We start from the raw sequence: 10,525 nt of genomic DNA on the forward strand, positions 1-10,525 counted from the left end.
ATTGCTGAAGTAAGTTACTGGCTAATTATCGCTTTGGGTATTGCCGTTGTTGCAAAACTCTTTAAGGCCATACAAGAATATATGACCAGAAAAGCTGTTGCTAAATTTGGTATGGGCATTTTTAATGACGGTCTGAAGCAAACTTTGCGTCTGTCTTACCAGGAATTTGAGGAAAGTCGCAGCGGCACCACCCTTTCAGTCCTCCAGAAAGTGAAAACTGATGCAGAAAGGTTCATTAATGCCTTTATTAATATTCTCTTTTCTTCCACCGTGGGCATGTGTTTTCTAGTTTGGTACAGCATCAATAAAAACTGGTTACTCGTACCTGTGTTTTTTGTAGGGGTGCTTTTATTGGGTTCGCTAACAGGTTTAATTAGTAAAAGAATAAAGACCATTCAACGGTCAATCAACAGGCAGACTAACAATCAGGCGGGAATCATCACAGAGAGCCTACGCAATATTGAATTGGTGAAAAGCCTGGGATTGACCTTTTCAGAAATCCGCAGACTAAATATTCAGACCCTAAAAATCTTCGACCTGGAAATGGTAAAAGCGCGGAAAGTGAGCATGCTTTCTTTTCTGCAAGGGAATTTATTGAACCTGCTGAAACAATCGGTGCTCTTCATTTTGTTATGGCTTATTTTCAGAAAAGTACTGTCTACAGGTGAATTAATTGCCATGCAGTTTATATCTGTGGCCATCTTTACTCCGCTGCAGGATTTGGGTAATTTCATAATTCTTTACAGGGAAGCCGATGCTTCACTTAAAACCTTTGATGCCCTGATGAACAAATCTATAGAAGTACGCCCTGAGAATTCTGTTGAAGTAGGTCCTTTGGAACGATTGGAATTTAATGACGTCATTTTTCAGCACAAGACTTCCGCTTATAATGCTATAGATGACATTTCTTTTAGCATAAAAAAAGGACAAACCGCAGCTTTTGTAGGCCCTTCAGGCTCAGGAAAATCTACTTTGGTTAAACTGTTGGTAGGACTCTACCTGCCTGGAAATGGGCAAATATTGTTTAATGGGATTGATTCTTCACAAATCCGCTATAATCCATTGCGCAGACAAATAGGTTTTGTTACTCAGGATACGCAGTTGTATGTAGGTTCGATTAGGGAAAACCTGCTTTTTGTAAATCCTGAGGCTACAGAGGTAGAGATGATGGATGCCCTGGCAAAAGCTGCCGCCACAGGACTGATTGAACGTGCATCGGATGGAATAGATACCGTATTAGGTGAAAATGGAATGAAACTTTCAGGAGGAGAAAAACAGCGTCTTTCCATTGCAAGAGCACTATTACGCCAACCCTCCTTATTGATTTTCGATGAAGCCACTTCTGCCCTGGATTCTTTAACCGAGGAGGAGATTTCTGCAACGATACGAGATATTTCAGCCTTGCAGGATTCCATGACTATTTTGATTGCGCATAGACTTTCTACCATCATGCATGCTGACACCATTTATGTATTAGAAAAAGGTAAGATTTCTGAAATGGGTAGACATAAGGAACTGCTGGAGCAGAAAGGACTCTATTATTCCATGTGGCGCCAACAAATTGGAGAAAGACCAGCTTCAATTACAATTTAAATTCAGCAGCAAGAATTCGGCAATATAAGTACTAAATCGATTGATTAAATAGCTATTGGCTTTTGACTAGATAACAAATAAATTTAATTTAAGAAATTTAAACAACCGATTGCATTGTAATAATTTTGTTGTATTTTAGATATACCAAATATCACTTTATCCTCTTGAATCTCCTCAACAGAATCTTATACAAATTAACTTTTAAAAAATCCTAAACAAAACTAACATTATACATTATTGATCATTTTAAAACCAACGCTTATGTAAAAGAAGATACCTAAAAAAACGACAGTGCTGACACACTGCCGTTCAAAGTTTCTCTCCCAAATCTCGAATGATTGACATCCTAAAAGGATGATAGGGGGATTTTTGTTGAATTTTTATTCAAAACTCTATTAATCAAATCTATGAAAAAAAATCATTTACCTAAAGAATTTTTGCGTTTTGCATTGATTCAGCTTGCCATCAGTGCCTTCGTCACGGGCACTATTTCTGCTAAAATCCCTTTAAAACAGTCGGTGAGCTATAATAAGATGGAACTTTTGCCTGTTGCAGTGGTTCAGGATATAACCATTACCGGTAAAGTTACAGATGAAAATGGAGTGGCCATACCCGGTGTTACCGTTTCCGTAAAGGGCACTTCAACGGGGACTTCTACCAATCAGGACGGAAATTATAAGATCAATGTTCCAAATAATGGCATTTTAGTTTTTAGGAATATAGGTTTTATTACCCAGGAAATGGCGGTTGACGGTAAAAGCACAATAGATGTGCAGTTAAAGACCGATTCAAAAGGATTGAATGAAGTGGTTGTTGTAGGTTATGGTACACAAAAAAGAAGTACATTAACAGGAGCAATCACCTCCTTAAGCGCAAAAACCATTACTGCCCTTCCAGTAGCCAGTGTTGAACAGGCTTTACAGGGAAGAGTTGCGGGTTTAACGGTAACCAATAACGGTTCTCCAGGCTCTCAAGCCATTGTAACCATCAGAGGGATCAGTTCAATTAATTTTGCTTCAGATCCGTTGTATGTCATTGATGGCTTTCCAACGGGAAATCTGTCAAGTTTCGATTCAAAAGACATAGAATCGGTGGAAGTGTTGAAAGATGCAAGTGCGGCGGCAATTTATGGCTCCAGAGCAACAAACGGGGTAATTTTGGTAACCACGAGAAAAGGTGCTAGAAACAGCAATTTACAAGTTAACCTTGACTCTTATGCTGGAATTCAAAGTCCATCTAAAAAACTTGAGCTACTTAACACGGAACAATATGTACAATATGCCAATATGTTGTTGGGCACAGCAAATCTACCTCCACGTTTTAGCAGTGCGAACTTTAACCTTCCTATATACGAAGGTACAGCACAAACTTACGCACAAACCAATACAGACTGGCAAGATGCTTATTTTATCAATAATGCACTGCTTACGTCCAATAATCTATCTGTTAACGGTGGTAACGACATATCTCGCTTTTATACTTCTGCAGGTTATTTCAAACAAAATGGTATAGCTCAAGGACTTAGTTACGACAGGTACAATTACAGGGTCAACTCTGACCATAAAATAAGCAAAGTATTCACTTTAGGCGAGAACCTCTATACGGCAGTTGGCAGTCAGCATTATGATGCTACTCAAGGTAACAGAACACAATTAACCAATGTGGTCAGGATGCCTCCTTATATTCCTGTTAATGATCCAACTAAACAAGGAGGCTTTCAGGGGCCCATCAGCAGCTTTGATGGCTCAGACCCAACAAACCCTGTGGAGTCTGCCTTAATTGGATTTAATACCATTAAAACGGTAAAAATTTTAGGGACCGCATTTCTAGATGTTAACCTGGCTTCATGGTTGAAATTCCGTTCTACTTTTGGTGTGGATTATACAAATGGTTACACGCAGAATTATACACCAATATATAATGATGGCGGAACTTTAAGTGCTACTTCTGCTTCAATTGCCAATCAAAGACTTTCTTCCACTACTAAATTGTATACACAACAATTGACTTTTGACAAGACTTTTGGTACACATCATGTGTCGGCAACAGCTGTATATGAAAAACAGGGCGTTACTTTTACTACAGAAACCTCTTCTGGGAACCAGTCGACCAATCTTGTCAACACATTAAACGGGGCTTCAAATATTGCTGCAAATAACATCAATCAAAGCAATCAACTTGAGTCTTATGTAGGCAGGGTAAATTATGATTATGAAGGAAAATATATGTTAAGTGCATCCATTAGGAGAGATGGTTTTTCCATTTGGGCACCGGGACACAAGTATGAGAATTTTCCTTCAGCATCCATAGGCTGGAAAATTGACAAGGAAGATTTCCTAAAAAACAGCACTTCTATATCTGAATTGAAACTAAGAGCAGGATATGGCCTGACAGGTATTCCTCCGGGAGGATTAGGAAACTATCCCTACCTTTCCCCTGTAAATTCTAACCAGTCATTTTACCCAATAGGTAATATTGCTCCAGGCAGTGGTAATGCCTCTTTTACCAATGGACTTACCAATCCTGATTTGAGTTGGGAAAAAACAAAACAATTAAATATTGGAGTAGACCTTGGCTTATTTGAAAATAAAATTACTGTAGTAGCGGAAATTTTCCAGAGAAAAACTGATAACCTGATACTAACGGTTCCTACTGCACCAAGTCAGGGATTCCAGGGTGTTGGTACCTTAGCCAATATTGGCTCTATGGAGAACAAAGGTGCTGAATTCCAATTAGGTTACCATAAAACATCAGGTGATTTTAAATGGGATATCACAGGTGTAATCAGTGTAATCAGGAATGAGGTGCTAAAATTAAATACGGCAAATGCATCTATACCATCTGGAAGTGATGCTGACTTTGGTGGAGGTGATGTATTTACCAATACAGTGGTCGGCAGACCTGTACAGTCTTTTTATGGCTGGATTGCCGATGGTATATTCAAAACAGCAGCTGAAATTTCCAGCAGCCCAACACAAGCCAATGCTGCGCCAGGGGATATAAAATTTCGAGATGTCAGCGGTCCAAATGGGAATCCTGATGGCCTTATCGATTCTTATGACCGTACCTATATTGGAAGCTTTTTACCAAAATTCACCTACTCTTTAAACTATTCTGCTTCTTACAGGAATTTTGATATGGTTGTATTTTTTCAGGGAGTACAAGGTAACAAGATCTTAAATGCCGAAAACATCATTTTAGAAGGAATGCCTAGGTTATTTAATTCAGGAACGCAGGTTTTAAACGCATGGACACCTACAAATAGCAACTCTAATATACCCAGAGCAATTGCAGGCGATCCAAACCGAAATGGACGACTATCCACCCGCTGGATTGAGGATGGTTCCTATTTACGGATGAAAAACCTGATGATTGGTTATACTATACCAGAAAACGTATTAAAATCATGGGTCAATTCTATGAGTCGCCTAAAAGTATATATCTCCTCACAGAATTTGTTTACGCTCACCAAATACAATGGTTATGATCCTGAAGTAGGTAATAAAAACCAGAATACCTCAGGGGGCAACCTGACTAATGGAGTCGATTTTGGGCAATACCCGGCTGCCCGTTCTTTCCAGCTTGGTGTACAGGCAAGTTTTTAAATTGAAGCTTTTAAAAGATAATTTATGAAAAACATAAAAATATATTCTTTCATTGGGGTGATGGCACTTTGCACAATGAACGCCTGTAAAAAGGACCTTGATACAACTAACCCAAATGTTGTTCCTACAGATAGTTACTTTAAGACTGCTACAGAATTAGTAGCGGGCACCAACTCCATCTATGCTGCCTGGCATGGTACTGGCCTGGTGGCACGAGAATGGTACTTTTTACACGACCTGCGCAGCGATGATGTTGTGACAGGGGGCAGTCAGCTGGAATCACCCAGAAATCAGATTCTGATTGGGGTTGTGGATCCAGCCAACCCTGTGATGAATTCTGTATGGAATACCCTCTATACGGTAATTCACAGGGCAAATACTGTTTTAGATAATGCACCACTTGTAACTGATAATACTGCTATAAGAGACCGCAGCGCAGGTGAAGCTAAATTTTTGAGGGCATGGGCATACTTTGACCTGGTGAGTATGTGGGGAAGTGTGCCTTTATATTCCACCGCCGTAAAAAGTCCAAATGATTATCAGCCAAAAGCTAAAGCTGAAGATATCTATGCGATGATTATCAAAGACCTGCAGGAGGCTGCAACGGTTCTTCCAGGAAAATCTGGTACTGACCTTGGCCGTGTAACCAACGCTGCTGCTAATGCTATGTTGGGAAGGGTAATGATGCAAAAGGGAGATTACGAAGGAGCAAAAGCAGCACTATTAAAAATACCAACATCAGGAACAAATGGTTATTCTCTAACCAGCAGGTTCCTTGATAATTTTGAAGAAGAAACGGAATTCAACAATGAATCAATTTTTGAAATCATCTTTTCTGATAAAGGAGATAATAACTTCAATTGGGGCAGTCCTTCAGGAGATGGCGTTTCTGCTCCTCAAAGCACCATTAGAAATCAGGAATATAACCCCATAGGCTGGAGAAACCTGATTCCATCAAACAAAATGTTGAATGAGTTTGAAAATACCGCTACTGGTGCCACAAAAACTGATCCCCGATTTGCGTTCAGTTTTTATCAAACTGGTGATGTTTTTAACAATGGTGCTTCTACCCTGGTAGATGCTGATCAAAATGGTAACTCATCTGTTGTGAATGGCAGAACTTTAAAAATCGGTTTTAGAAAATATATGCTCATCTATAAACAAGACCGTGCATTTGCTGCCTATCACCCAGGAAGTAATAATCAACGCATTATTAGATATGCTGAAGTATTATTAATGCTGGCTGAATGTGAAAATGAACTGGGCAATACACCAGCAGCCGTTGCTTACCTTAACCAAATCAGAGCCAGACCTAGTGTTGCTATGCCACCCTACCCCACCAATCAATTTCCGGTAAGCAATAAAGCAGATGTGATTAAAGCGCTTATGCATGAAAAGATAGCTGAAATGACCAGTGAGCACATCAGAAATATTGACATATTAAGATGGAGAGCTAAAGGTTATTTTGCAGTAGAACCCTTGTCATGGCATACTGCGGATAAACTATTCTTACCTACTCCACAATCGGAGATTGACAATAATCCAAACTTGTAAAAAAATCAATTTGCACAAAAATCAAAGCCCTGATCTTATCGTCGGGGCTTTATTGTTTTATAATCTTTTAAGCAAAGATTTTATTAAATATAATTTGGTAAACCAATTATGATGCATTATAATTCTAGGGGGCGTATTCCTTATTTGTTGATTATGTATTAATATGAGCCTTCCAGCCCAATCCTTCTTTCTCTCACCTGCACAAGGTTAAGCCCGGCGTTGGTTGTGAAGATCAGGTATAATGATTTTCATGTGCAACATGTAAAATAAGCTTTATCTTTGATGCCATTATCATTCGGCATCATCTTTAAAATACATGGAGCAAAACAAACCACTTAATTCTTCTAAGTATTATATTATTGCTTGGGTTTTCGGCTTATTATTTTATTTTATTAATTATGTGGTCAGGGCAGCACCAGCAGTCATGATACCTGAATTATCCCAGGCTTTTAGTATTTCTTCCATTGGTGTTGTTTCTATAATTGGCACTTATTATTATACTTATGCAATCACCAATTTAATTGCTGGAATTGCACTAGACAAGTTTGGTGCAAAATATTCACTTTTCACTGGTACGCTGATACTAGGCATTGGCTGCTTGTTATTCTTTATATCCAACTACTATACCGGAGTTTTTGGAAGGTTACTCCAGGGTGCTGGTTGTGCATTTGCATTTCCGGGTTGTGTTTATCTGGCCTCAAAAGGATTCTCGGCTAAGTCACTGGCTACAGCCATTGGATTTACCCAATGTATAGGCATGTTGGGCGGCTCTGCAGGTCAGTTTATTGTAGGCCCATGGATTGCTAAGGGGATGAGCCAGGAGCTATTCTGGATAGGTTTGGGTGTATTTACCATTATAGTGGCTTTCGCCTTACTGGGTACCACCCCTAAAGATGAAAAAGTTCAGAGCCTGTCAAGTCCAAAAGTATCAACATCAGGACTTGCTCCTTATAAAATAGTGTTTTCAAACCCCCAATCCTGGTTGTGTGGCATTATATCGGGGCTACTATTTGCCCCAACCACTATTTTTGCGATGACATGGGGCGTAGCTTTTTTTCAGGAAGATAAAGCCCTGAGTTTCCATTCGGCCACAATAGCCAGTGCATTAATCCCTATGGGTTGGGTATTCGGCTGTCCCCTGCTTGGATATTTAACGGATAAGATTGGCAAAAGAAAACCTGTATTGATCGGCGGTGCCATCGTGATGATTTTAGCTATTTGTCAGATTATTTTTTTACCTAACCTGGTGTCCCCCTATGTTACTAATTTTATTTTCGGTGTAGCATCAGGTGCAGCAATGATTCCTTATTCTGTGATTAAAGAATCTAACCCAGATGAAGTAAAAGGAAGTGCTACAGGAGCCATGAACTTTATCACCTTTGGTATTACTACCATCATCAGCCCAATCTTCACCTTTTTATTAGGAAAATCATTAACAATTGAGCTCGATAAAGATTTACATTTTCAATCTACCGGCTTTTTTTGGATAGCAGGGATAGGGACAGCCATTCTATTGTCTTTACTTCTAAAAGAGACGGGCAAAGGTTATGTAAAAACTAATTTGAAGGCCAATACTCTGTAAAAACAAAGCAGCTACGTTTTTATTAACGTAATATGGATTTATCCTGCAATTCTGTATCCTTTATTATAAAGGAAATACCAAGCACATCAATAAAACTTGCATTTGTTGGGAAATATAAACCAGGTTGTTGCGTATAGTAAACAACCTGGTTAAAATCGTTTATTTTATCAATAAGTAACTTTTGTGAGCTCAGCCATAATGGCGATTGGCATACCAATTTGCCATAGCCTATGCCAGCGGAAAAAGCAAAAGGATCAGTATTAAATTTCTGGTTGATGCTGTTTTCAAGATCATTTAAATCAATATCATTATTTCTACACCATGTTTTTGTAAGTCCAGCATGGCTAAAAATGATATCCTCTACAACAGCACAAACCTGAAGATAATCAAGCGCATCTTCCAACACTTCCTTAATTAAAAAATCTTCCTTATGAAAATGGGTTTGTGGTTCTGGATATAGATAATTGTAATCTGTTGCCAATCAATAAAGTCACCTGATCGGGGTTTTCTTTTTTGACATCGATAATCCTTTTAAAATTTGCCACCTCTCTCGCATTGGTGCTGACATCGATATTAACATTAAAGTAGTCGCCAAGAAAGAGCAAGCGGCCATTTGATTCCGCTAAAGTTCTCCTCCATCCGTCGTTTTCTTGAATAACTAGATTTGTTATAATCCTCATTTATAGAGTCCTTAGTTTGGAAATTATCATCATTTATGCAGACGAATATAACAGCTATAATCAGGCAAACATTACGGGAAACCATAAAATCCAGTTGGAGAAGACTAGCTTAATTCCACATTGTGCCATCCAGGCCTAAAACGGCGCCCATCCATATTCCAATCAGGTAAACCATTAAACTTAATACATTGGCTCCTATTTTACTCCAATTACCTTTAGAGCGAAGGCCATCCATAAAGTAATAAAAAGAACCCCCTACGGCACCTGCAAAGGGAACAATAATTAATGGTCTAATCATCCAAAGTTTACCCCATTCAGGGTTCGGTTCGCCAGCTTTAAACAGAAAAAATGAAATCAAGATTAAAGCTATCAATGCCCCCTGAAGAATCCTTTTAAGTAAGGAAGCGGTATAAACTGGCTGTGTTCTGAAATTTTCTATAGTTGTCATGATCTTAAGGTTATGTAAGTTTTTAATGTTATTATTTACGAAATTTTCCTACAATAAAGATAAACAAAAGTACTTTGTATTTCAAAGTGTATATTTATAAATTTTATTCCATTCCTTTTCAAGGCTTCAATTACCTTGGATTAGTATAAACTAAATATACATAATTGCTCAAATCCTAAAAGCTACTATTATTTACCTTTATGACTTTGGAAGGTCGAATAAATACATAATATACCACCAAAAAAGATAAATATGAGGCTAATAAATTGCGCTTCTGAAAGATGAAGTCCCATAATATCATACTTGAAATTAATTCGTATTTCCTCTATTAAAAGACGCTCTATTCCCATTATCATTAGATAATAACTAAATATCAGTCCTGGTATTTGTATGTTTTTTCTATTAAACCAAAGCAAAAAAAAGCAACTTAAAATAATTACCGATTCATAAAAAGAAGTTGGGAAAACACCATGTGGCAATACTGAACAATAATTGCCATTACAACCGCTAATGTATACACCTTTGTTCAACACATTGTGTGGAAAGTTGAAAGACCACACCCAATTTGGAAGCCCGGGAAATGGATTGGCAGCTACATTGGCAATGCCCCAGTCCCCATCCCCCGAAAGATGACATCCTAATCGTCCGACACCATAGGCGACCAACATTCCAGGAGAGCCTATATCTACCAGATTGATCAGTCTCATCCCTTTTTTATAAGCAACATAGAGAAAACCAAGCCCACCACAAATTAATCCGCCTAAAAAAGTAAGTCCACTATATTTAAAAAAATCAACGAAGGAATAGCTACTATACATTTGGATATTTTCAAGGTAGTTAAATATTTTCGCCCCTAGAAAGCCCCAAATAGCCGCCCAGATGACCAACTTTGGCATTAACTGGTGGGGAAGTATCATTACTGTGGTTCGAATGGGGCTGGCCAGTTTAGCTTGTTTTTTTTCCCAATAAACTAAAAATGCAAAAAGAATAGACAGGAGGATGGCAGCTATCCAACTGCCCTGCATAGAAAAAATAAAGCTCAAGGGGGAATTTAAGAACATTT

At 38.5% G+C, this 10,525-nt stretch carries 8 protein-coding genes; 4 read left to right on the plus strand and 4 right to left on the minus strand.

Features of this window, described 5'->3' with window-relative positions:
* The 4 genes from ACR2F7_RS12305 to ACR2F7_RS12320 form a co-directional block, all read left to right on the plus strand.
* Positions 1-1,593: ABC transporter ATP-binding protein (locus ACR2F7_RS12305; protein WP_432713855.1), on the plus strand; the 1,593-nt coding region annotated here is incomplete at its 5' end.
* 407 nt (positions 1,594-2,000) lie between these two features.
* Complete coding sequence (locus tag ACR2F7_RS12310; protein ID WP_432713856.1) at positions 2,001-5,198, plus strand: SusC/RagA family TonB-linked outer membrane protein; 3,198 nt, start codon at positions 2,001-2,003, stop codon at positions 5,196-5,198.
* A 24-nt stretch (positions 5,199-5,222) separates the two neighbouring features.
* Entirely contained in the window at positions 5,223-6,752 is a 1,530-nt protein-coding gene (locus tag ACR2F7_RS12315; protein WP_432713857.1) for a RagB/SusD family nutrient uptake outer membrane protein, read from the plus strand.
* Positions 6,753-7,068: 316 nt separating this feature from the next.
* Positions 7,069-8,334: an MFS transporter gene (locus ACR2F7_RS12320; RefSeq protein ID WP_432713858.1), complete on the plus strand. Its 1,266-nt coding sequence runs from the start codon at positions 7,069-7,071 to the stop codon at positions 8,332-8,334.
* A 22-nt stretch (positions 8,335-8,356) separates the two neighbouring features.
* On the opposite strand, the gene ACR2F7_RS12325 is transcribed toward ACR2F7_RS12320, so the two are convergent.
* From ACR2F7_RS12325 to ACR2F7_RS12340, 4 genes are all read right to left on the minus strand, one after another.
* A complete protein-coding gene (locus ACR2F7_RS12325) occupies positions 8,357-8,815 on the minus strand; it encodes a hypothetical protein (protein ID WP_432713859.1) in 459 nt (152 codons plus the stop codon).
* Complete coding sequence (locus tag ACR2F7_RS12330; RefSeq protein WP_432713860.1) at positions 8,763-9,014, minus strand: hypothetical protein; 252 nt, start codon at positions 9,012-9,014, stop codon at positions 8,763-8,765. The genes ACR2F7_RS12325 and ACR2F7_RS12330 overlap by 53 nt, the downstream gene beginning before the upstream one ends.
* A gap of 109 nt (positions 9,015-9,123) precedes the next feature.
* Positions 9,124-9,462, minus strand: a complete 339-nt coding sequence (locus ACR2F7_RS12335; protein WP_432713861.1) for a hypothetical protein — start codon at positions 9,460-9,462, stop codon at positions 9,124-9,126.
* Positions 9,463-9,650: 188 nt separating this feature from the next.
* Positions 9,651-10,525, minus strand: an 875-nt coding sequence (locus tag ACR2F7_RS12340; protein WP_432713862.1) for a prolipoprotein diacylglyceryl transferase family protein, incomplete at its 5' end; no start/stop codon positions are given.

The sequence above is a fragment of the Pedobacter sp. genome, assembly GCF_045628745.1.
Classification (GTDB): Bacteria; Bacteroidota; Bacteroidia; order Sphingobacteriales; family Sphingobacteriaceae; genus Pedobacter.

What these genes read in the sequence shown, in the direction of transcription:
- ACR2F7_RS12320 (WP_432713858.1), top strand. Translation starts at nt 7,069, where the DNA reads ATGGAGCAAAACAAACCACTTAATTCTTCTAAGTATTATATTATTGCT.
- ACR2F7_RS12315 (WP_432713857.1), top strand. Translation starts at nt 5,223, where the DNA reads ATGAAAAACATAAAAATATATTCTTTCATTGGGGTGATGGCACTTTGC.
- ACR2F7_RS12330 (WP_432713860.1), bottom strand. Translation starts at nt 9,014, where the DNA reads ATGAGGATTATAACAAATCTAGTTATTCAAGAAAACGACGGATGGAGG.
- ACR2F7_RS12310 (WP_432713856.1), top strand. Translation starts at nt 2,001, where the DNA reads ATGAAAAAAAATCATTTACCTAAAGAATTTTTGCGTTTTGCATTGATT.
- ACR2F7_RS12335 (WP_432713861.1), bottom strand. Translation starts at nt 9,462, where the DNA reads ATGACAACTATAGAAAATTTCAGAACACAGCCAGTTTATACCGCTTCC.